The organism is Flavobacterium sp. GNP010 (assembly GCF_056428945.1).
The window spans coordinates 1-24,130 of sequence record NZ_JBWJVK010000003.1 but is presented as its reverse complement, the minus strand read 5'-3'; the positions used below and the strand labels follow the sequence as shown (position 1 = coordinate 24,130).

Here is a 24,130-nt window from a genome sequence, read left to right as displayed (position 1 = left end):
ACTGTTCGTTTTTACGCGATTATCTATTGTCTAAGGGAAATGTAATTTGTGTGTAATTTCTGTTAATTAAAATATAATATTTTAAATGTTAAGAGTAATCGTATTATTTTTGATTCAAATAAACAAAAACTATGAAACAAATCAACAAAGTAGTATTGGGTGCAATGCTATTTCCTTTAGCTGTTTTTGCGCAGCAAATGGATTATTCAAAAGCAATTCCTTTTGATTCAACTGTAAAAACAGGCAAGCTTGAAAATGGCTTAACCTTTTACATCAAGAAAAATGCCAAACCAGAAAAGAAAGTAGATCTTAGGTTGGTAGTGAACGCAGGTTCTATTTTAGAAACCGACGACCAACAAGGATTGGCGCATTTTATAGAGCACATGTGTTTTAATGGAACCAAACGTTTTCCAAAAAACCAATTGGTCGACTATTTACAAAGTATTGGTGTTAAATTTGGACAGCATTTAAATGCGTATACTAGTTTTGACGAGACGGTTTATTTTTTACCAATTCCATCTGATGATCCTGAAAAATTAGAAAAAGGTTTTCAAATTATCGAAGACTGGGCGTTTAATACTGTTTTGACACCAGAAGAAATTGATAAAGAAAGAGGCGTAGTTCTAGAGGAATACAGACTAGGTTTAGGTGCTGATAAAAGAATGATGGATCGTTATCTTTCTAAAATGTTGCACGATTCTAAATACCCTACTCGTTTGCCTAGTGGTCAAAAAGAAGTTCTTGAAAAGTTCAAACATCAGTCTTTGATTAATTTTTACAAAGATTGGTACCGTCCTAACTTAATGAGTGTAATTGTTGTAGGTGATATTGACGTAGCCGAAATGGAGAAGAAAATCATCGCTCATTTCTCGACTTATAAAAATCCAGCAAATGAAAAACCAAGAAAGGTATTTGATGTTCCTAATCACAAAGAAACTTTTGTAGCTGTTGAAAGTGATAAAGAAGCCTCAAATACGCAAGTACAATTGTTGTACAAAGATTATGGTGCTCCTAAGCAAATGACCACTGTGGGAGATTTCAAAAATTCTCTTGTTGAAGGATTGTTTGCGACCGTACTTAACTCACGATTAGGTGAGCTTACCAATTCAGCAACTCCGCCATTTACCTACGGATATTCTTATTATGGTGGTACGTATGCTAGAACCAAAAAAGGATACCAATCGAGGGCTATGTCTCAAGAAGATAAGCAACTAAGCGCTCTTAAAGTTTTGGTCACTGAAAATGAAAGAGCTAAGAAATTTGGATTTACACAAGCGGAATTAGAGCGTGCAAAATCAGAATTTTTAGCTTCGATTGAAAAATCGTATAATGACAGAAATAAAACGAACTCCATTAATTTTGTTGGCGAGTTTCAGGCTAATTTCTTAGAGAAGGAACCGGTTCCAGGAATTGAATGGACGTATGAAACTTTAAAACAAATGCTGCCTTTGATTACTGTTCAAGATGTAAACGGTTTAATTAAAGAATATGTAAAAGAAGATAACCGCGTTATTATTTTGACAGGGCCAGAAAAAGCAGGTTTGAAAAAAGTGACTGAACAAGAAGTACTTGATGCTTTAAAAGTGAATTCAGAGGAACTAAAACCCTATGAAGACGTTGCTGTTGCCACTAGTTTACTCCGTAATGAAGTAAAATCAGGTAGCATTGTGAGTCGTGAAAGCAATCCAAAAATTGGGACTAAAACACTTGTTTTATCAAATGGTGTGAAAGTTACCTATAAGAATACAGATTTTAAAAACGATGAAGTTCTTTTTGAAGCAGTAAGTCTTGGTGGATCTAATTTGTATTCGAATGAGGAGATGAAGAAAGTTCAGTTTGCAAACGGAGCTTTGGCAGAAGCCGGATTCTCAGGATTAAAATTGAATGACATCAATAAATTCATGACGGGTAAAATCGCAAGAGTGAATCCTTACATTGGAGGTACTAGCGAAGGACTTAGAGGTACATCAACTCCAAAAGACTTAGAGTACTTAATGCAAATGACGCATGCTTACTTTACAGATTTAAATTTTGACCAAGAAGCTTTTGAAGGATTCAAACAAAAACAATCAAGCTTTTTCAAAAACATGGCTTCAACGCCTCAGAATTACTTCCAACAAGAGTTTTATACCTATTTGAACCAGAATAATCCACGATTTTTTGGAATCATGCCTACAGATAAATCATGGGCTGACACCGATTATAAATTAGCATACGAAAAGTACAAAGAGCGTTTTGCTAATGCTGCTGATTTTGAATTTTTCTTCGTAGGAAATGTTGATGATGCAACAATCGAAGCTATGGCTACAAAATACATAGCTTCATTACCAGCTAATAATAAGAAAGAAAAAGCAGTAGATTTAGGTTACAGATTGCTAAAAGGAGACTTGAAAAAAGTGGTTAACAAAGGAACAGATCCTAAAAGTAATGTGACCATTATGTTCTATGGTGATGCTAAATATTCAGCTAAAGATGCGATGAGCATGCAAGCATTAGGCGAGGTCTTGACCATCAAGTTAATTGAGCAATTGCGCGAAAATGAAAGTGGTGTTTATGGTGTTTCTGCTAGAGGAAGCATCAGCAAAATGCCTTACGGATCATATAATTTTTCGATAGGTTTCCCTTGTGGACCAGAAAATGCTGAGAAATTAACTGCTTCTGCGTTGAAAGAATTACAAAATATTATCGATAATGGCCCAGACGAAAAAGATGTAGCTAAATTCAAGGAAGGTGAATTGGCTGATTTTAGAAAAGATAGCAAAGAAAACAGATATTGGCTGTCTAATTTAACAAGATCTTACACTAATGGAAATAGTCCAGAAGACGTATTGAAATTTGAGGAAATGGTTAATGCAGTTACTGCGAAGGATCTTCAGAACATTGCAAAACAATATCTTACTAAAGATAAAGTTATTGGAATGTTGATGCCAGAGAAAAAATAATTTTTTTAGTCTTAAAACTGAAACCTGCTATTTCATTGAAGTAGCAGGTTTTTTTATGCTAAAATAAAATCTAAATTTTCTTCAATTTCAGGGCTGATGTGGTTTTCATCCAGCAGTGCATCCGAAAGAAGTTTTTTGTTTTCTTGTAACCGAATGATTTTTTCCTCAACGGTATTCTTGGTAATAAACCGCACTACATTTACTTTGTTCAACTGCCCTATGCGATGTGCACGGCCAATACCTTGCTTTTCGGCAAAGGGATTCCACCACGGATCCAAAAACAAAACATAAGAAGCTTTGGTAATATTGAGTCCTACGCCACCCGCTTTTAAGGAAATGAAAAACAATTTTGAGCGCTCTTGTTCTTGAAATTTTTGCACTTGATACGCGCGTTCATTTTGCGGGGTTGCGCCAGTGAGTTCGCAAAAATCAATTTTGTTTTCGATGCTCCATTTTTTATAAAATTCCAAGTTAGACACAAACGAACTGAACACAATCGTTTTTTGATTGGATTGTACTAAGGTTTCCAAATAACGCGTCACCGCAATATATTTTCCTGAATCAAGTTCTGATTTTTTGTCAATCATTTTAGGATGATTGCTCAATTGCCTCAAACGCATCAACGTATTGATAATATTGATCTTGTCAATGCCAGAACCATCGGTTTTTAAGAGTGCGTTTCTCGCTTTTGACTTTTCTTCTTCGTATAATTTCTCTTGTTCGGGTTCCATATCACAATAGAAAACTTGTTCCGAGAGTTCCGGTAAGTCTTTTAAAACTTGTTCTTTGGTCCGACGTAAAATAAACGGACTGACAAGGTTTTTGAGTTCCAGCAGACTGGTTTCGTCTTGTTTTTTTTCAATGGGAACTTTGTAATGCTCCGCAAAAAAAGCGTAACTCCCCAAAATATTGGGATTGATAAATTGCATTTGTGACCATAAATCGTCTAATGAGTTTTCGATAGGAGTACCGCTCAACGAGATTTTATGAGTTGTTTTTATTTGGTTTATAGCCTTAAAAATTTTTGAGTTTTTATTTTTGATGTATTGACTTTCGTCCAAAATCAGAAAACGAAATTGGTACTTTTCTAAAATGGAAAGATCTCTTGTCGCCACCGCGTAACTCGTGAAGATCAAGTCGTATTTTTCTAATTTTTTAGAAATTAGTTTACGCTCTTGTCCCACATATTGAACTCTCCTAAAATGAGGCGTAAACTTTCTAGCTTCGTTATACCAGTTGAACACCAAAGAGGAGGGAAGTACAATCAAGGCTTTTAGGTATTCTTTGGCAACAGGAATTTCGTTTCCAAACAAATCGAGTTGGATATTTTCTGCTTTTTCAAAATCTAGTTTTTCTTGTACAGCGACCAGTGTAGATAAGGTTTGTAATGTTTTTCCCAATCCCATGTCATCGGCCAAGCAAGCGCCTAAGCCGTTGTTGTAATGTTCAAGAAGCCATTGTACGCCTTCTATTTGGTAGGGTCGCAACGTAGCTTTAACCAAATCCGAAGGTTGGTATTGAACAGTTTCTTTTACATGCAAGGTTTGTTTTAATTGCGGGATATCTTCAAAAACAGCAAAATTACTTTTGAGAACCGCGATAGTTCCATTGTTAATTTTAGCCAGTTTAGCCATGGCGGCATAGCGCGTCATCCATTCAATCGGAATCAAAAAATAATTCCCATTGGGTAAGAGAAACAAGCGATTTTGGCTTTTTATATTTGGGATCAAATCACTGAAATTGAATTCAAAATCATCAGAAATCACAGTCATTTTAATATCGAACCAATCGTTTTGAATGCTGTTTGAAAATGCAATGGTTACTTCGCTGTTATCAATTTTCTTTCCGTCGATTTTTAGATTTTCTAATGAAAAACCCAATGATTCTAATTTTTCTCGATGGGCTAATATCCACTGAATACTGGCATAAGCGTCCTTTTGTTCTGGTTTTTGTTTAAGCCCAAACAGATGGTTTTCTTGTCTGCTAAGCCCAAGCGCTTGTAACGATTCATTAAATGTATCTTCAGCTTGACTGCGCTTGTATTGTATTAGTTTTATATTTCCTAAGTCTTTTAAATCAATTTCCGAATGCGTGTTTTTGGTTTTAGTGGCATCAAAGACGTATCCGTCATAATCAAATAAAAGAGAGATAAAGTAGGTGTTTTTAAAAAAATCATGCACCAATTGTAGGTTGCAGGAACGAACAGCAGTTTGAGTTATAACTTCAAAACCCGTGGCGCTTATGTCTACTTTTTTGGCAATGTCTTTAATGAATTTTTCAAAATAGTCTGGGACTAATTTCGAGGGAATTTCTACTACTTTTTTGGTCAAAAAAGGCGTAATTTTTTTCGAGTTGATGTTCTTTACAGTATACAGTTTATGATGTGCGATCAACCATCCTGGTTCATCTAATAGTAATGTGATTGCGGTAGTTGAAGGATAAAAAGTAGTGTCTTCGTCCTTTAAAAATAAGGTGTAGGAAATTCCGTTTTCGTGTTTGTCAAAATGCAGTTCGGTTTCCAAAGCTGGATTTTGAGTCCCGATGCGGCTAATGCGAAAATCTTTTTCTTTGCCTAAGTTTAGCGAAAGTGCAAAATCATGCTCTTTGATGAGGTTGTAAAATTGTGCTAAGCTTATTTTTATAAATTGCTCAATGCCCAATTTTATTTTATCGTCTTTTAGGATGTCTTCAATTTTTTTGGCCGATTTGCTTTTGGTTCGGTATTTTTTGAACAAGGCCTCAGGTTGCAATACCTCGCAAAGCGAAAGTATTTTTTGTGTAGTGCTATCTAGATTCCCAACCGTTATCCCCATGCTTTGAATGACTTCTGGGCTTGCTTTTTTTTCTAAATAAGTGATGGTATCCGCATGTCCAACCACATACGAATTAGGAATATAGCAATTGAGTTTCGCTTCAAAAGTAAGGTCAAAGCAAAACTGGAAATTATTTTTGGGTTCCAAAAGCAATACGTTATTTAATTATTTTAGTTTTTTTAAATACGAATTCCACAAATTAACACAGATAAATTTGTGCTAATTTGTGGAATCTGTGTTGGAATATATTTTACAATAATTATTTAAAACAAACTGGTATGATTTCACCTTTGGCCAAACAGTATTTTTCTACTAATTCAGGAGCGATTTTGTTCGTGTAATCCTCTTCGACTACAGTAAACCCGATACTTCTTAATTTGTCGAAATAATCGCGACCGTAAATACGCACGTGGTCGTATTGTCCAAATATTTTAGCGCGTTCTTTTTGGTCGGTAATGCTGTCATCTGCAAATGTTGTCGCTCTTTTTAAATCTTGCGGAATTTGTAAAATTGCCATTCCGCCAGGTTTTAATACGCGGTACAATTCCTGCATGGCTTTGGTATCATCTGGTATGTGTTCCAAAACGTGGTTACACAAAATCACATCGTATTGATTGTCTTCAAAAGGCAAATTACAAATATCTGCTTTTACATCCGCAAGTGGCGAAAACAAATCAGTAGTGGTGTAATCTAAGTTTTTTTGCTTGCGGAATAATTTATAAAAAGCTTGTTCAGGAGCAAAATGAAGGACTTTTTTGGGTGCTGTAAAAAAATCAGTCTGTTCGTTGAGGTACAGCCACAATAAACGGTGTCTCTCTAAAGAAAGTGTACTTGGCGAAAGTACGTTGTTACGCTGCGTTTCGTAACCATAAGGCAACATCGATTTGAAACTTTTCCCGTCAATAGGATCAGTAAATTTATTACCTTTTAATGAAAAAGCAATGATAGGTCGCGCGACATAACTTAAACGAATTAAAAGCGGACGCGGAATGGTATTGAGTATTAATTTAAAAAGTTTTTTCATATTTGTTTCGCAGAGATTCACAAAGAAGGCTCAGAGATTCGCTAAGTTTATTTTTTGGAATCTAAAGGCGTATTTATAAATCTTTTTATGTTGTTTTTTAAAATTGTACTATTGTAATTCATTAATAATCCTAGAGGATAATTGCCAAGTTTTAAATACGTTAATATTTGAGCGAAATGCACGGCAGTATAACTTTCTACTGTTTTTAGTTCGATAACTAATTTGTCCTCAACAAGTAAATCAATTCTATATCCTTGGTCAAGTTTAATTTCTTTATATTTTATTGGAAGTGTTACTTCTTTTTCAACTTTAAGGCCGGCATTTTGCAGTTCATAGAAAAGACATGTTTGGTAAGCAGATTCTAAAAGACCTGGGCCCAATTGTCGATGTACTTCAATTGCTAATCCAATTACTTTATAAGAAAGTGCATTTAAATCATCACTTAACTCATTATCTTTATTTTCCATTTTCTTTGAGGCTAAAACTAATATAAAACTTTACTTAAAACCTTTGCGAACCTCTGGGTGTTCTCAGTGAATCTTTGTGTACTAACCTAGATTACAAACGGTTCTCTTCTAAATTCATCTTCTTCAGTACTCACAATTCCTAACGCTTGATACACGTAAGCAAAAGTGGATAAAATTTCTGGTTTACCATCAATGATAGCTACATCGTGTTCAAAGTGGGCAGATGGTTTGCCATCGGCAGTAGTTATTGTCCAGCCGTCTTTGTGTTGTTTGATGTTGCGGGTTCCCATGTTGATCATCGGTTCTATGGCAACCACCATACCTTCTACAAAAAGTTTTCCTCTTCCTTTTTTACCGTAATTTGGCATTTCAGGATCTTCGTGCATTTTTTGGCCCAAGCCATGACCTACAAGTTCACGTACTACACCATAACCGTGGGCTTCGGTATATTTTTGAATAGCATTGCCCACATCTTCCACACGATTGCCTAGACGGAGTTCGCGAATTCCCACGTACAGGGATTCCTTAGTAACTTGTAATAGTTTTTTTGTTTCGGGAGCTACTTCGCCTATCTCGAAAGAATACGCATGATCACCATGGTATCCGTTTTTGAAAGCGCCACAATCTACAGAGATTACATCACCACTTTCTAGTGGTTTATTGTTAGGAATTCCATGTACCACTTGTGAGTTTGGACTCATGCAAAGCGAATTTGGAAAGTCGTATAATCCCAAGAAACTGGGCACTGCGCCATGATCACGAATAAATGCTTCGGCTAGTTTGTCAAGGTATAGGGTAGTGACTCCTTCTTTTATTTCAGAAGCAATCATTCCTAAAGTTTTGGATACGATCAACGCACTTTCGCGCATCAACTCTATTTCTTCACGTGATTTTACAATAATCATATTTTCGAATTTTCAGTTTGCAAAAATACAATTTTATAATTATTTATTCCGGATTGGCCATTATTTTAAAAAGCTCCGAATTTGAGATGTAAAATCGGTTTTCAAGAGCAATCCCTGCAAGTTGCGCACTGACTAAATTATTCTCTCGGGTATTTATCAAAAACAGGGAGCTTTCGCCAAAACTAAACAAACGTTCTTCAGAAGTCAACATAGTGCGATTATCTTGCGTCAAGCCTTTAATGAGCTCTTTTTGTTTTAGTAACGATGTTATTTCTATCTTTTGTGCGTTGATTTTGTTGGTTAGTTGTACCTTTTCAAGATCCAAGATAAATTCGGATTCCTGTACTTTATATTTTGCTAATTTCAGGCTTCCGCGTTCTTTTCGAAGAAATAATGGAAAATAAAAATCCAAGCCAATTTTATAATCTTGAAATTTGTAGTTGTCAATATAGCTAGGTTCTGCTAAATAGGAGTAGCCAATATCAATTTTTGGCAACAGCATATTTGCTTTTAATTTTTTATCTACGTTTAGCATATCGATTTTGCTTTGCAACGCATTAATTTTTGGATGATTGGTTATGGTAAAATCCGTATTTAATAAATCATTGGTTCGTAAAGTCTCTTGAATGGTGAATTCCAGCAGTATTTCTGGAATTAAGTCATCTGATAACTCTAGTGGAATGTTATTTTCTAGCCAAAGAAAATTAGCGAGTTCTAATTTGGCTTTAGCCAATTTAAGCATAGAATCTTCTAAACTTAAAGTTCTGTTTTTTACAATAATTCCTGCCTCAACGCTGTCAATAGCTGGTTTATCTCCTTGTGTAATCAAGGATTGAATTCCTTTAAATCTAATTTGTGCATTCGAATTGTATTCTTGGTATAACGCCACTTCGCTGTAGTTTTTTTTCCAATTAAAATAGGCTATCGAAGCATCATACAAAACGGCAATTGCTTGAAGTTTTCGTTCTGCTTGGCTCAATTGTATTTGCATTTTTGCTTTGCGTACATCGGCCATACGCTGGTTGATGAACAATCCTTGTCCCAGCGGAACTGTAACTCCAAGTGAGGTAAGACCTTGGTTTGGAACCGTATTTTCGGGATTGAGGTACACGCCTTCGTTGTTGTCAAATCCAGCCTTAATTTCTATTCCGTACCAAGTTGGGATTTTAAAACTACTGTTTAGGATAGAATAATATTCAGTGTCTTTGAATTGTTTCTTACTAAAATCGACTTCAATTTTTGGATCAAAACCACCGCGAGCCATCATCAAATTAGCTTGTGCTTTATTGATTTCTAAATTGGCATTTTTTACTAATGGATGGTATTTTTTTACATATCCTAGAAATTCTGTGTATGTAAATTCTTTAGAAGAACTGTTTTGTGCCGTTACTGCAAAACCACAGAATAAAAAAACTAAAAATAGGTGTTTCATTATTTTTTCTCTTTAGTAGTTTTTGTCATTGGCGTGTAATAATTTGGCGGAAACCCGTTCAAAGTTCTCCATAATTCAAACCAAACAGGAACGTTGTTCAACAAAGCAATCGTTTGTGCGCCAGAGCCAATACTCAGTTGTTTTGGCCATTTATCTTCATTTTTATCAGGAGCAATCAGTACTCGGTATTTTCCGTTTTCACTGATGAAATTTTCGATGGCTACAATTTCTCCACCAAAAGTGCCATAGGACATATCTGGCCATCCAGAAAATACGATTGTCGGCCAACCATCAAACCAAACGCGGACTTTTTCGCCTTTGCTTAACAATGGCAAATCAATAGGATTTACAAAAGTTTCTACAGCAATATCATACTCTGATGGCATAATCGTAGCTATAGGTGTTCCTTCCTTAATTGTTTCTCCTATGCCAGATTGTAAGGCTCTGTTGACATAGCCATTTTGTGATGCTTTGATATAATACATGCCGTTTCGAATGCTGTAATTTGCGTATTGATTGGCTAGTTTGTTAACTTGCGCATCGGTATCAAATTGACTGCTTAGTGCAGTAAACTTATCACTATTGGCTTTTGAAGCTTTCTCTGCATACTCTGCGCCAATTCTATTTATTTCAACTTTAGCATTAATTAACTCATTTTTGCTCGTTAAATATTTGTTTTCTTGAGTGATAATTTTTGCCTCAACTTCCTGTAATTTGAGTCTTTTTTCTTCAATATCAGTCAATGGTTTCAATCCTTCTTTATTTAAGGCAACAGATCGATTGAATTGCGTATTGGCTATTTTTAATTGTGTTTTTACGGCCACTAAATCAATACTGTCACTTTTTATTTTTAGTACTGATTGTTTGATCTTGTTTTGAGCTTGCTCTAGTTTTAAAACTTTTTCGTTTTCTATAGCTTGAATTTGTCCTGTTAGCGTACTTACTTTTGAACCATAGGATTGCTGCGATTGTTTTTTAGCATCCATCTGATTCTTTGTATTTTGTACTAAGTTTGGATCCATATATTCCTCTTTTATCTCGGATATAAACAAGATGGTATCTCCTTTTTTAACAAAGTCTCCTTCTTGAACATACCATTTTTCTAGTCTCCCAGAAATGACACTTTGAATAGATTGTGGTCTTTGATCTGGTTTTAAAGTCGTCACGGAGCCACTTCCTGAAATATTTTGCGTCCAAGGTAGAAAAAGAGCTACTATCCCAACAATGGAAACTCCAGCGATTATTTTATTTAAGATTTTGTAATGCGGTCTGTTTTCCAAATTTTTTACAGTTGAAAATCGAGCAAGCGACGGTAATTTTATTTTATTATTGGATATGTTTAGCATAACTAATTATTTTTAAAATCATGTGCAATAATGCCATTGTCCATGATAATGTTTCGGGTGCATTTGGTTTTCCAATATGGATTTTTTGACGACACAATAATGGTCCATTTGTGTTTATCAGAGGTGATAAAGTCGATGATTTCTTTTGCAATATCTTCATCCATTACATCAGTAGGATCTTCATAAAAAAGAATTTTGGGTTTATGAATGATACTGCGAGCTAATAGCACTTTTTGAGCATTAGATGAGGATAGTTGTTTTCCTTCGGGAAAAATACGAGTATCAAGTCCTTTTGGCAATGATTTGATGAACGAGGTGAGTTTTACGCCATCAATTGCCCATCGAAGATCTTCGCTGCTTACTGATGGGTCATTGAAAGTGATATTTTCTAGTAAGGTACCTTCAAAAGGTGTTTCCCCATGAATAATACTGCCTATTTGCGAGTGGTATTGCTTTAAATTTATTTTTCTAAACGTATCATCATTGATGTACAACGACCCAGAGGTGGGATGTAGCAATCCAGATAAAATGCGAATGAGGGTTGTTTTTCCAGATCCATTGGCACCGTAAATTGCAATTCTTTCCCCTTGTTCTATTTTCAAGGTTAAACCATGGAGTATTTCTTTTGAGGAATCAGAGAATTTGAAACTTAGGTCCTCTGTTTCCAATGTAATTTTGTTGTAGCACGTTTCACTTTTAAAGTCAATCTCATCTTCTAACTCTAAATCAGTTATTTGCCCTATTTTTTCAATTGAAGTAAGCACATCATAAAACGTCTCTAAACCGAGAATTATTTTTTCGACAGAATTTATCACCAATAAGATAATGATCTCTGCTGCAACAAACTGTCCGATATTCATTTGTTGTGACAAAACAAGAAATCCACCTATGGAAAGTAAACTTGCTGTAATAATGATTTTAAAAATGATTAATTGACTGAATTGTCGTTGAATAATTTTAAAATGCTTTTCTCGATAGATTAAATAGTCACCCACAAGATTGTTGTTTTTTTGCAAGCCATAATTGTAATTCAAATCATTTTTGAAACTGAAATTATTACGGGCCATTTCTTGCAACCAGCCTGCGACTTTATACTTAAATTTTGATTCTTTTAAACTAGTTTCTAGACCAGATTTATATGAAAACTTAAAAATAAAAAACAACAGTAAGAACAGTAAGAATCCAAAAACAATAAAGTAAGGATGGTATAAAGAAAGCAAAATAAGACCGAAAATAATTTGCAACAAAGCCGCTGAGAAGTCAATTAATAACTTCGAAGTTCCTTTTTGAATGTTCATGGTGTCAAAAAAACGATTGGCTAACTCGGGAGGATAGGTGTCGTAAAGTTCTTCGTTTTTTATCTTTGGCAAACGGGCCGCAAATTCAAAAGAGGAGCGTACGAATATTTTTTGTTGTAAGTTTTCTGTAATTCGAAGTTGCATTAGCGACAAAATCCCAACTAGTGCCACGCCAAAAACGACCAAAACGATCAACACAATCCAGGAAGCACTCACGCGCCCAGATTGAATAAAGTTTATAATAGCCTGAATACCAAGTGGCAATGATAAGCTTATTAATCCAGCAAAAATAGCGTAGAAAAATATTTGATATACATCTTTCCGGTCTAATGCCAGTAAATTATAAAATCGTTCTAAAGGTGTGTTTTTCATATTTTTTTATTTGGTAATTATTTTCACTAAATCGATATAAAAATGAGTCGGTGAAACAGTTTCATTACAATTTGTTATTGTTTTTAAATGATCTTTCAAAAAATGTTGATGCAAGGCACCTTCTACAATTGAAGAGGCTAAACTTTTAGCAAATTGGTACTCTGGATTTACCGCCTCAATCATTGCGATAATACGATTAATGACTTTTTTATACACTAAAAATAAACCTATTTTGTTTTCCTCATCAACTTCTTTGGTTAAAAGGGTTTTGGTAAATTCGGCGATGATGATCTTGTTTAATATCGCTTCGTTAATATGCGCAGTGTTAGAATCGTCTTCTATTTTTTCAGTAACAATAGCGATTGCTTTTTTTAGTTTTTCTAGAGGATTAGCTATGTTGTTGGTAGCAAAAACTAATTTATATTCCATCCATCCCCAATACCAGGAGGATAGGTATAAAAGGAGTTTATGTTTGCTTTCAAAATACCTGTAAATAGAACTTTCGTTAGATCCTATTCGATCTCCTAATTTTTTGAAGGTAAAATTCTCAAAGCCAATTTCATCAATAAGTAAGATACTGTTTTCTATTATTTTTTTACCTAGAGTGGAGGTTTCGGGATTTTTAACGTACAACTTTTCGTTAATAGTAATACTAATATTTGGTAAAATAGCGTCCATAATGTTTGTTTAATCTCAAATTTTAATTTAGTATCTGTTTAAATTTATCCTGTTAGAAATTCACTTTAAATCCAAAATTCAAATTTTTCATGTCTTGTAAGTCGGTTTTTATTCTGTTGTCTTTTAAATCTAAAAATTTGAGATGATCTAATTCTTTTAAAACCGGAACTTTCTCAATTTGGTTATTTCCAAGAAATAAATTTTCAAGATTTTTTATTTTTAATAATTCACTTGGTAGTGTTTTGAGGTGATCATTTTCCAGATACAAAGATTTAAGGATTGGTAACTTAGCTAAAATACCAAGTGTTTTGGGTAAGTCCATTCTGCTTTCATCGTTTAATCGTATTTCTTCAAGTAATTTTAGATTTGAGAAATCACTAGGAAGCATAGCAAAATCGTTACCACTTAGGTCAATTGATTTTAAAGTTTTTATTTTTGTAATACCACTTGGAATTTCTTTCAAATGGTCATTTTTCAAACTCAAGTATTCTAAGTTTATAAATTTAGACCAATCAACACCATCAAGTTTTATGTTTTGATTGCTTAAATTCAATCGATAGATAAGTTCTGGGTTTTTTAATGCATCATTAAGATCATTGAATTCTCTGTTTTTGTCATACTTTATTTGACCCCATAGACTAGTTGTGAGTAAAAGAACAAGTGCAGAAAAAAAGTATGTTTTCATAGTTTTGGTTTTTAATTCAAACAAAAGTACACCATAATTAATAGTAATACTATCATTTTGTTGTTATTTAACGATAATTTAAGATGCAAATTATTGTGCCATTGTACGGTGTAATTCACACAAAAAAGCATACAGTTTAGTATGCTTTTGTATCTAAAATTTAATAAAATAATTTAATTTGCCTTTGATGTCAATTTTTAATTGATTTCATGTAGAAGCTGTAATTCAAATGTTTGCATTTTGTCTCGATTGTAGTATTTACAGCAAACTAATCAGTATTTCAAATTTATAATACATTTAAGACTTATTTAGCAGTTAAATCAATTCCTATTACGGTATTTACAACAAAGCCATTATTGTTTTGGAACACGTTTCGCTGATCGATTTCCCTGCCAAGTTGTACCCTTTGATTGAGGTAACCACCTTCAATTCTTAAATTAGAATTAAATTTATAACCCAATAGCAACCCAATTCTATTTTGGTCAAAAATATTTTCATTTACATTTTTACCAAAACCAATAAATATCTCATTATATGCAGCTACCTAAGGCGTTTTGTTTGCAATCTCATTGCCCTTTAAAGGCATTTGAATGCGGAACATGTATCGTAAACGGTTTAAAAAAAGGTAATCATCTTCAACAATTAATTCTGGTTTTGTATATCTACCTACAAATCGTTGCTCTAGCATAAAACGGTGCGACAACTCCACCTTTGAAATTTTATCGGTCAACGTTACCATTTGAAAAATTCGATGCTCGGTAAAATCCTTGCCTAGACCGTTAATTGGGAAATCTCCATAGGGATAGGTTTCAATCCATGCGTAACCAGCTCTCAATTGTATTTTAGGATTGGCTTGATAATTTAATCCTACCCGTAAAAGGCCTTGTTGTTTGTCATTGACGTAATTGTCTCTTCGCCATTGATATTCTGAGTGGATACTAAATTGTTTTGCTATTTTAAAAGTTCCAAAATAGCCAAGCCATCCAATCTGGTTGTTATCTTGGATCCTTGTGTTTTGAGCAAATACACTGCTGAAGAGAAGTAGCAGCAGTGTTGATAAAACAATTTTCTTCATTTACATTATTTCTTAAGTTGGGGTAAATTAGTAAGCGTTTCTTGTAAAAATTCGACTTTTCCAGTGTGAATGTCATAAACGGCACCTACAATTAAAATTTCTCCGTTTTTATATTTCTTGTGCAAAATAGGATCTAAATCTCGTAAATTAGAGACTTGATCAATTACATTTTGACGGACTGCATTATTAACTGGATTTCCAGGTAAATGTGCACATTTAGCTACCGCAGGTTTAATTTCATTTATTAAGGTTACAATATGACCAGGTACATCCTCTGGGCGCTCTACGGCTGCAGCAACTGCTCCGCATTCTGTATGTCCGAGTACTACAATTAGTTTTGTTTTCAATTTTAAAACAGCAAACTCCATACTACCGTAGGATGCAGCTGCCGATACTTGGCCTGCTGTTCTGATGATAAATAAATCACCTAAACCTTGATCAAAAATCATTTCATTAGGAACTCTAGAGTCTGAACAGCCTACAATTGTCGCAATAGGTTGTTGCCCTTTTTCAAGACTTTTAATAGTGCTCATATCTTGTCGTGGTTTGATTGTTTTTCCTTCAACAAAACGTTTGTTTCCACCCATTAATTTTGTTATTGCTACTCTAGGATCTGCGTAAGCAGAATCTCTATTGACAACATAATGTTCCTTTCTCCATTGTGGAGAATCAATTTCAGCTTTTATAACTGGGTTCTTTTTGTTTTTCTTTTCTTGTGAAAAGGATGAAAAACCAACACATACGCACATTAAAAATAGAATTATCTTTTTCATAATCGTAATTTATTAGAGTTAAACTTTTTTAGTTGATACAAATATACTCTAAAATAATAGTAATACTATTAATTGCGAAACTTTAACTTTTGTTAATGCGAAATAAGCTTTTAATTGTGAGAGTCTAATTCATAAAAAAAGAGCTGTTCAAAAATACTTTTGACAACTCTTTAGTTTTTAATTATTTTTCATTTGTTTAACGGTCACCATTTTTACCAGGCGCTCCATTTTTTCCATTCTCGGTTCCTATTCCCTTTGAACCATTCTCGCCAGGGCTACCATTCTTGCCTGTTCCTAATGAGGAACAACTTGATAGTGCGATAGTTAATAACGCGATGATGTACTTTTTCATAGTAGTGAATGACACGTCATTACCTCAGGTTTTTCAACCCCTAATAGTTCTAAAATAGTTGGAGCAATATCACCTAATACACCATCATGGATCAATCGGATGTCTTTGTCTACCAGAATTATTGGAACTGGATTTGTCGTGTGCGCTGTATTTGGACTGCCATCAGGATTAATCATCGTTTCACAATTTCCATGATCTGCAATTACTAGTGTTGTATAATTATGGGCTAGTGCGGTTGTAATCACCTTTTCTACGCATTGATCAACAGCTTCACACGCTTGTATTGCTGCACTCATAATTCCTGTATGGCCCACCATATCGCCGTTGGCAAAGTTGAGACAAACAAAATCTACTTCTTCTTTCTCTAACTCTGTCACAAGGGCTTCTGTCAATTCAAAGGCGCTCATTTGTGGTTGTAGATCATAAGTGGCCACTTTTGGAGAATTTTTCAAGATGCGGCTTTCGCCAATAAATGGCTGCTCTCTACCTCCAGAAAAGAAGAAAGTAACATGCGGATATTTCTCTGTCTCCGCAATACGAATTTGCTTTTTACCCGCTTTCTCCAGGACTTCACCTAGCGTTTCCGTAATATTATCTTTATTGTAAACGACCTTTATATTTTGGTACGTTTCGTCATAGTTGGTAAGCGTGACATAATACAAATTGAGTTTGTGCATATTTTGTTCATGACAATCCATTTGCGTTAAAACTTCCGTTAATTCTCGTCCTCGGTCGGTTCTGAAGTTAAAGAAAATAACTACATCATCCTCTTCAATTTGTGCTAGTGGTATATTATTTTCATCGACCATCACTGTTGGGTGAATAAATTCGTCGGTTACATTTACTTCATAACTTTCTTCCATGGAAGCAACGGCATTTGTAGTATGAGTTCCTATTCCATTGACTAATAAATCATAAGCGAGTTTTATTCGTTCCCAGCGTCTGTCTCGATCCATAGCGTAATAACGTCCTACGATCGAAGCGAGTTTTACGGTAGTGTTTGCGATATAATCTTGTAAATCTTGAATGTAATGTTTTCCTGATTTAGGATCTACGTCACGACCATCAGTAAATGCGTGAACAAAAACTTTTTGCAAGCCATATTGTTGTGTAGCATCAATCAATCCGCGCAAATGGGAGGTGTGGGAGTGTACACCGCCATCAGAAACTAAACCTAAAAAATGTAGTTTTTTGTTGTTTATTTTGGCATACGTAAAAGCATCTACTAAAACTTGTTCTTTGGCTAAAGTGTCGTGTGCTACTGCAAGGTTAATTTTAGCTAAATCTTGATACACAATGCGGCCAGCGCCAAGATTCATATGTCCAACTTCACTGTTCCCCATTTGGCCATCAGGCAGACCCACATTTAAACCATCTGTTCGTAGTTGTGCACTTGGAAAATTGCGATATAAACTATTTATAAATGGGACATTAGCATTATCAATCGCTGAAACTTTAGGATCAGGAGATTTTCCCCAACCGTCTAAAATCATTAGAATTACTTTTTTGTTCATTACTGTATGTTTTAAACAAAGATAAAGTATTTATAAAAAAGTTCGAAGCAATAGAAAGTACTATTGTGTATTTAGGCTCAATGTTAGATTAAAATGAAGATTGTGTTATGGAAGGATAGTTTTTTTTTAATTAATGCATTTAGAATTTATTTTTAACCTGATTGTAATCAATAAAATAACGCACACTTATTGAGAAAACGTGACTTAAAGTTTCATTGGTTAGTAAATTAGTGACATTATCCCTAAAATCTTTATTAATATTTCTCTCGAACGCACCTGCATTATTTCGATATAAAACAGAAACCTGACTGCCAGGAGCAAACCACCAAGTATAGGACAAATCTGCATTCCAAGAATAAAAACTCGAGTTTTTATTTACGTCATAACCTGCAAAATCAGCTAGCCTTCCGTTTTGTTCTAGCGATAACGAATTTTTATTTTCGGCATATGACCAGTAATGACGTAACGCAATATTAAAGGTCATCTGGCTGTTGAGTGCATATTTGCCAGAGAGTGTATTAGAGTAGGTGATAACATTTCTATTTGCAAAAATAATCGTATTGGGCGTTGCCGCATTCATATCTTCATTGATACTGTCAATGTATCCTTTATTATTGTTTTGTCTAAAAAAATTGAAGTTGTAACTTAATGATAATTTATCGCTAAAACGGTATCTTGGACCAACTGAAAAACCGTAGGAATTTCGTCCAGCTTCATTAAAAACCGCATAAGATGGGTTAAAATCAAAGGCAAAAGGATTGTTGTAATTGGTCGAAACGTAGATGAATCCTCCAATTTTTGTAGGCCTAATAACAAATCTATTTGCTGCTCTAGGCTCATAATAGTCATAAGCTTCTACCACATTTGCATCGAAACCTACGCCAAAATAATGATTTTTTTTGTTGTTAGAATTTATTTGAAAATTGATATTGTTCGATTGTATCTTTCCTGATTCTTTTTGAAATTGAGAATAACCATTGATTCGTGCGCTAAAGGAGTTGAAATATTTGGTAGGATTTAAAATTCTGTAACTTGCATTTCCATACAAACTGTAATAATTTGTTTCGAAGTTAATTCCTAAATCGTTGTTGTCAAAGTCTTTGGTCATGATATCAGCGCCAATTCCATAACGATATTTCCCGCTGGTTTCTGAAAAATTCAGTTGGGAATTAATCCCTTTTTTATCTTCTATTGCATTGATGTAACTGTATTTAAAATCGCCAGCAAGATTATAGGTGTTTTTCTTGGTATTCAAATCCCAAACTAATGCTGTGACATTTCCATCTCTAAAATTTCCGTTTCGCGTTACATTCGTATTTACAAATGAAACAGAGGAGTTTTTGCGAAAGCGCTGATCGAGCACTAAAACATTGTAATTTGCCAAGGGTTCTACAAGCTCGTTTCTGGTATCTTTTGTAATTTTATTTTGGATGGTTGCACTCGTTTTTTCGGTAACAGCATTCAAAATTCCCACTCCCAAACCATTTTTAGTTCTCCCAGATATTTTAAAAGCGTTGATCAAGTTTACGCTTGCAGGATTATCTATAATTTCCTCGTTGGTTTGCACCGTTGGATATTTACTTGGATTTCCACCGATTCTTCTTGAATACACTAAGTTTCCTTTACTAAACAAATCAGTTCCTTCTGTAAAAAAAGGTCTATTTTCATTAAATTGTTGTTCGAATGGACCTAAATTCAGGATTTGATCATCGTATTTGGTTTGCCCAAAATCAGGAATTAGAATCATATCCAGCGTAAAAGCGTCGTTTATTCCATACTTTAAATCCAATCCGCCTTTAAGTGTTCCGTATGTTTTTTGTTGTGCATTTGCATTGACATAAAAAGAAGAATAGGGTAAAAGAAAAAGTCGGGTAGGTGGTTTTATATTTTCAATACCTTGAAGAATTCCGGTTTGCTGTGTAAAAGTACCTAGTTTAGAGTCTATGAAATTCCAAGTATATTTAAAACGGTCGCGTCTTATTTCTCTAAAAAAATTAAGTCCCCATGTTTGTTTATTTTCTGCTGAAAAACGCAATGCCGCATAAGGGATTCGCATTTCAATAACCCATCCTTCAGCAGTTATTATAGCTTTACTTTTCCAGACCGCATCCCAGGAATAATCTTCTCCATTCGTATCTGTAGTTATGCAATCTGCCTGACCATCTGCTGCGTTTACAAAAAATTGAAAGTCTTGCTGACCATCGTTAAACCCATTGATGAATACTCCAAAAACATCTGATGTCCCAAAATTATCTCGTTGTGTAATCTCTTTTAATATTTTTTCGGGATTTTCATCGCGTAGCAAAGCACCTATGTAAATCGCATCATTGTCATAAAGTACCTTAACTTCGGTTTTTCTATTTTCTGGAATTGGCTTGCCGTTATCAGGTTCAAGTGTTATAAAATCAGAGGCAATAGCTGCTGACTTCCAAATGCTTTCGTCTAACTTTCCGTCAATTTCTATTTTATCTGTAATGAATTTGGTCTGCAAAGTTTTTTTTTGGCTGTAGCCAAATAGGGAAAAAAAGAGTGCGCAAAGAATGAATAGATTTTTCATGAAACGATTGATTGGTGATTGATGCTATATTTAAAACCAAAATAGTTTCATGGGTAAAACACCATTTCACTGCATAGTTTGCCTTAATAGACTTCCTTTTTAAGTGAATGTTACAGTTTAGACAGGAAAATTAGAATTTATTTTTTATGGTGTTGTAATCTATAAAATAACGTACACTCACAGAAAGTACCGAGGTAATGTCACTGTTAAAAATATTTTTTAGATTTCTTGATAGCTCTTTTTCAACTATGTTGGCTCGTTCCAACCCATAATTACGATATAAAATAGATATTTCACTTCCTGGCGCAAACCACCAAGAATAGGATAAATCGAAGTTCCAGGAATTGAAATTTCGGTCTTTGTTTAAGGTATATGCAGTATTTGGGACTAAATAACCGCTATTTTGCAAAGTAAAGAATTCATGGTTTTTAGAATAAGACCAGTAATACCTAGCGGTTAGGTTGAGAGTCATTTTGTTGTTTAAGGAATATTTTCCGGTAAGATCGTTTTGCAGAATTTCTCGATTGCGTTCTGCAAATATTATTTCAGAAGCATCATCAAAGCCAACCCAACCTCGATCATTATTGATTTTAGTATATTCTGTAGAATAAGCCAAGGAGAATTTATCGTTGAAACGGTATTTTGGACCTAAATAAAAACCATATGAGTTTCTGCCTTTTTCATTAAAAGCCGTAAATGTGGGCTGCACCACCATCGTGAAAGGATTATTGTCATTGGTGGAAAAATTTACTACGGTAATAATTCTTTCAGGAATGAAAACATATCGACCAAATTCACGAGGTTCATAAAAATCAAAAGTTGGGAGTGGTGAAAGTTCAAATATCAATTCCACAGCATCATTTTTCAAGGTTGTTGCGCGAAGCTCTGTACCAAAAGCTCCTGTTTGTAGTTTTTTTGTGGTGTTATCCCATTCAAAATTGATGTATTCATTTATTCTAAATGTATTGAAAACTTTGGTAGGATTCACTATTCTGTAACTCGCGTGTCCATACGCATTGTGATAATTAGAATAAAAGCTGATTCCTAAATCATTTAAATCGTAGTTTTTAGAAACATATTTTCCCGAAAATCCGTACCTATACTTTCCACTGGTTTTTTCAAGTCCTATTTCAGTTTTAAAACCATTATAATCTTCAACAGTATTTATAGCATTGTATTTAAAGTTGCCATATAAATTATAAGTATTCGCTTTTGTATTTAAGTCAAACAACAACGCCGAAACATTGGCGTCTCTAAAATCTCCGTTCCGAGTAGTATTTGCATTAACAAAAGTTACTGATGAGTTTTGGTTGAAGCGTTGATCAAGAACCAACATGTTATAGTTAGTCAAGGATTGTACAACTGATTTTGATGTAGTTTTTGTGGTTGTATCAAAAATGGTGGCGAATGTTTTTTCACTAACAGCATTCAAAAAACCAATTCCAAGGCCTTTCGCAGTTCGGCCAGATATTTTTATAGCATTAATAACATCTACAGTGCTTGGAAAATCGATTATTTCTTGGTTTGGAGATAATTGCGCTTCAAGATTATCTTTTTCTACAATTGGACTTCCACCAATTCGTCGAGAATAAAATAGTCCGCCTTTACTGAATAAATCAGTTCCTTCGGTAAAAAAAGGTCTGTTTTCCTCAAATCTTTGTTCAAAAGGTAAGAGATTTAAAATGGCATTGTCAAATTTTGTTTGTCCAAAATCAGGTACTAAAATAGCATCTAAGGTAAAGGAGTCGTTAAGGCCGTATTTAATGTCTAGTCCCGCCTTAAAAGTTCGGTCAGAGCCAATACCGCTTTCTTGATAATAGGCTGAAGTATATGGAATTATAAAAAGTCGGGTGGGGGTTTGTATATTTTCAATTCCTTCAAGAATACCAGCCTGCGGAATCACCGCTCCAATTTTAGTATCAATCCGGTTCCAAGTATATTTTTGAACATTGCGTTTAATCTCCCGCATAAAGTTTAAACCCCAAGTTTGTTTCTCGGATTTTGAAAATCGTAAAGCCGCATATGGGATTTTCATTTCAACCACCCAGCCAAACTCTGTTAGTGCAACTTCACTGTCCCAAATGGCATCCCAACTAAAATCTTCATAATCCTCGGTGGCTAAACAATCCATTTGCACTCCTGCTGCACTTACAAAAAAACGAAAGTCTTGTTGGCCATCATTAAACCCATTGATGTAAACCGAAAAGTGATCTGATACTCCAAAAACATCTCTATTGGTTACTTCTTTTTGAATTTTATCTGGTTCGTTGTCATACAGCAATGCCGAGATGTAAATGGCATTGTTGTCATACACTATTTTAACTTCAGTTTTTTTATCGTTGGGTATGGGTTTCCCATTGTCGGGTTCAAACATCACAAAATCAGTCGCTACTGACGCTGTTTTCCAGATGTCTTCATTTATTTTTCCGTCGATGCTTATAGTTGAAGTACTGCGTTGAGCTTGAAGTATTTTTTTTTGACCAAAAGTATTGGTCCCGCAAATTATTAAAAAAAACAAGGTAACATAAATAAGCTTTGGCATGAACTAGTACTGTTTATTTATAATAAATACTAAAAGTAGTACATATTGTCATTTCACCATCGGTCTTTAGATGTTTTTTTAATTTAATTTGTCAAATTAAAATTAAAGTTTTCATAATTATTGTTTTTTCAATACTATTATCCGTAGGTTTGCAATCCCAAATTTCACCAATAACCTAAAGAAAGTCAATGATTTATAACTTATTTCCTGCTGTTTTGTTTTTTCTGTTCTCTTTTTCTTTCAATAAAACAAATTTAATTGAGCCTACAAATCCTAAACCTATCGTTTATACTAAAACACTGAAAACAAGTGTAGAGGGTAAAATAAGTGTAGCATATAGCTCTTTACATTCAGATAAATTTGATTTGCCAAAACTAGAAAGTTTTTCAGAAGCTTTAAAAGGATATTATTCTTTAAAAGACAAAGGATTGATCAAGAAAGATATTTTAACTTTAGTTGATTTTAGCTTGTCGTCTAGTTCCAAAAGACTCTGGGTTATTAATCTTGCTACAGGCGATATATTATTTCATTCACTTGTTGCACATGGTAGAAACACTGGAGATGAGTTTGCTTCTAATTTTTCAAATGCTGCAGAGTCCTATAAAAGTAGTTTGGGCTTTTATGCCACAGGCGAAATTTATAATGGCAAACATGGAATGTCTCTAAAATTAGATGGATTAGAAAAGGGAGTGAATGACAATGCACGCGCAAGAGGCGTGGTAATGCATGCTGCAGATTATGTGTCGAATTCATTCATTAGAAACAACAATAGATTAGGAAGAAGTCAAGGCTGTCCTGCTGTTCCCGTTGAGTTGTCTAAAGAGATTATTAGCGTAATAAAAGATAAATCGTGTTTCTTTATTTATCATCCTTCCAGAGTATCTAAATTTAGAGCAGAGTCCATTTCTTAACGTAAAAACAAAAATAGGAATCAAGATTTTGGTTTTTTAATGCGTTTAGCAGTTTATAAAAGACCATTTATATTACAAAATGATTTTTAATCAAGTGTTTTTGAGTTGTTTTTAATTTTTTTTTAAAATATTTTGGTTTGATTTAAATGGTATAATATTTTCATATTAAATTATTTAGGATTTGAATCCTCGCAATAGAGCGATGTCGAGCACTGAAGTTTTAGACTTTTTAAAAAAAAAGCTTGCATCAAAGGAAACTTATTAAGTATATTTGCACCGTAGTAATGCGAAAGTAGCTCAGTTGGTAGAGCTCCAGCCTTCCAAGCTGGTTGTCGCGAGTTCGAGCCTCGTCTTTCGCTCTAAGTCTTATTTTAAGATTTTTTTTTATTGTAATGCGAAAGTAGCTCAGTTGGTAGAGCTCCAGCCTTCCAAGCTGGTTGTCGC

General features: G+C 34.3%; 16 protein-coding genes, 1 tRNA gene and 1 pseudogene. 3 read left to right on the top strand and 15 right to left on the bottom strand.

Annotated elements, in window-relative coordinates; genetic code table 11:
- Window positions 1–131 precede the first annotated feature (131 nt).
- A complete protein-coding gene (locus tag AC061C_RS01510) occupies window positions 132–2,942 on the top strand; it encodes a M16 family metallopeptidase (RefSeq protein ID WP_478289735.1) in 2,811 nt (936 codons plus the stop codon).
- Between the two features lie 53 nt (window positions 2,943–2,995).
- On the opposite strand, the gene AC061C_RS01505 is transcribed toward AC061C_RS01510, so the two are convergent.
- The 15 genes and pseudogenes from AC061C_RS01505 to AC061C_RS01435 all read right to left on the bottom strand — a co-directional run bounded on the left by AC061C_RS01505 (window position 2,996) and on the right by AC061C_RS01435 (window position 22,775).
- The gene (locus tag AC061C_RS01505; protein WP_478289734.1) at window positions 2,996–5,902 is read right to left on the bottom strand and encodes a DEAD/DEAH box helicase; all 2,907 of its coding nucleotides are present in this window, start codon (window positions 5,900–5,902) and stop codon (window positions 2,996–2,998) included.
- A 112-nt stretch (window positions 5,903–6,014) separates the two neighbouring features.
- Window positions 6,015–6,779 (bottom strand): methyltransferase domain-containing protein, encoded by a 765-nt coding sequence (locus tag AC061C_RS01500; protein WP_325262341.1) that lies wholly within the window; start codon window positions 6,777–6,779, stop codon window positions 6,015–6,017.
- A gap of 47 nt (window positions 6,780–6,826) precedes the next feature.
- A complete protein-coding gene (locus AC061C_RS01495) occupies window positions 6,827–7,246 on the bottom strand; it encodes a GxxExxY protein (RefSeq protein ID WP_417984874.1) in 420 nt (139 codons plus the stop codon).
- An 86-nt stretch (window positions 7,247–7,332) separates the two neighbouring features.
- Window positions 7,333–8,151, bottom strand: coding sequence for a type I methionyl aminopeptidase (map, locus tag AC061C_RS01490; protein ID WP_478289733.1), 819 nt, complete (start codon window positions 8,149–8,151; stop codon window positions 7,333–7,335).
- 43 nt (window positions 8,152–8,194) lie between these two features.
- On the bottom strand, window positions 8,195–9,583 hold the full coding sequence (locus AC061C_RS01485) for a TolC family protein (protein WP_478289732.1): 1,389 nt from the start codon (window positions 9,581–9,583) through the stop codon (window positions 8,195–8,197).
- Window positions 9,583–10,929, bottom strand: a complete 1,347-nt coding sequence (locus tag AC061C_RS01480; RefSeq protein WP_478289731.1) for an HlyD family secretion protein — start codon at window positions 10,927–10,929, stop codon at window positions 9,583–9,585. Before AC061C_RS01480 ends, AC061C_RS01485 begins: the two co-directional genes overlap by 1 nt.
- A gap of 2 nt (window positions 10,930–10,931) precedes the next feature.
- Entirely contained in the window at window positions 10,932–12,599 is a 1,668-nt protein-coding gene (locus tag AC061C_RS01475; RefSeq protein ID WP_478289730.1) for a peptidase domain-containing ABC transporter, read from the bottom strand.
- A 6-nt stretch (window positions 12,600–12,605) separates the two neighbouring features.
- Entirely contained in the window at window positions 12,606–13,277 is a 672-nt protein-coding gene (locus AC061C_RS01470; protein WP_478289729.1) for a TetR/AcrR family transcriptional regulator, read from the bottom strand.
- A 52-nt stretch (window positions 13,278–13,329) separates the two neighbouring features.
- On the bottom strand, window positions 13,330–13,962 hold the full coding sequence (locus tag AC061C_RS01465; RefSeq protein WP_478289728.1) for a leucine-rich repeat domain-containing protein: 633 nt from the start codon (window positions 13,960–13,962) through the stop codon (window positions 13,330–13,332).
- A gap of 304 nt (window positions 13,963–14,266) precedes the next feature.
- Window positions 14,267–15,037: pseudogene (locus tag AC061C_RS01460) on the bottom strand (DUF2490 domain-containing protein).
- Between the two features lie 5 nt (window positions 15,038–15,042).
- Window positions 15,043–15,810, bottom strand: a complete 768-nt coding sequence (locus AC061C_RS01455) for a carbonic anhydrase (RefSeq protein WP_478289727.1) — start codon at window positions 15,808–15,810, stop codon at window positions 15,043–15,045.
- 196 nt (window positions 15,811–16,006) lie between these two features.
- A complete protein-coding gene (locus AC061C_RS01450; RefSeq protein ID WP_478289726.1) occupies window positions 16,007–16,177 on the bottom strand; it encodes a hypothetical protein in 171 nt (56 codons plus the stop codon).
- On the bottom strand, window positions 16,159–17,676 hold the full coding sequence (gene gpmI, locus AC061C_RS01445; RefSeq protein WP_478289725.1) for a 2,3-bisphosphoglycerate-independent phosphoglycerate mutase: 1,518 nt from the start codon (window positions 17,674–17,676) through the stop codon (window positions 16,159–16,161). Before gpmI ends, AC061C_RS01450 begins: the two co-directional genes overlap by 19 nt.
- A gap of 139 nt (window positions 17,677–17,815) precedes the next feature.
- Complete coding sequence (locus AC061C_RS01440; RefSeq protein ID WP_478289724.1) at window positions 17,816–20,233, bottom strand: DUF5916 domain-containing protein; 2,418 nt, start codon at window positions 20,231–20,233, stop codon at window positions 17,816–17,818.
- 130 nt (window positions 20,234–20,363) lie between these two features.
- The gene (locus AC061C_RS01435; protein ID WP_478289723.1) at window positions 20,364–22,775 is read right to left on the bottom strand and encodes a DUF5916 domain-containing protein; all 2,412 of its coding nucleotides are present in this window, start codon (window positions 22,773–22,775) and stop codon (window positions 20,364–20,366) included.
- Between the two features lie 188 nt (window positions 22,776–22,963).
- Between AC061C_RS01435 and AC061C_RS01430 the strand changes: the two genes are divergently transcribed.
- Window positions 22,964–23,686 carry a murein L,D-transpeptidase catalytic domain family protein gene (locus tag AC061C_RS01430; RefSeq protein ID WP_478289722.1) on the top strand — a complete coding sequence of 241 codons (723 nt, stop codon included), beginning with the start codon at window positions 22,964–22,966 and terminating at the stop codon, window positions 23,684–23,686.
- A 286-nt stretch (window positions 23,687–23,972) separates the two neighbouring features.
- Window positions 23,973–24,045 (top strand) — tRNA-Gly (locus AC061C_RS01425).
- Window positions 24,046–24,130: the final 85 nt, after the last annotated feature.